Annotated in this window: 1 protein-coding gene; it reads right to left on the bottom strand. The window is 69.3% G+C overall.

Annotated elements, in window-relative coordinates:
* Positions 1–358 (bottom strand): hypothetical protein (locus HX818_RS31585; protein ID WP_177021259.1); only part of this gene is annotated, 358 nt, incomplete at both ends.

The raw sequence follows: 358 nt of genomic DNA, 5'->3' as shown, positions 1-358 counted from the left end.
GCCGACGCTGATGCTGATGCGGACGCCGACGCCGATGCTGACGCGGATGCTGATGCCGACGCCGACGCCGACGCCGACGCCGACGCCGACGCTGATGCCGATGCGGACGCTGATGCGGATGCCGACGCTGATGCTGATGCGGACGCCGATGCGGATGCGGATGCCGATGCCGATGCTGACGCTGACGCGGATGCCGATGCTGACGCGGACGCGGATGCGGATGCCGATGCTGATGCCGACGCTGATGCGGATGCGGATGCGGATGCCGATGCCGATGCTGACGCTGACGCGGATGCCGATGCTGACGCGGACGCGGACGCGGATGCGGATGCCGATGCTGATGCCGACGCGGGTGCGG

Source organism: Pseudomonas sp. F9001 (assembly GCF_013385435.1).
GTDB lineage: Bacteria > Pseudomonadota > Gammaproteobacteria > Pseudomonadales > Pseudomonadaceae > Aquipseudomonas.
Note: the sequence above shows the minus strand (reverse complement) of the source record. Positions and strands in the feature narration are given on the sequence as shown.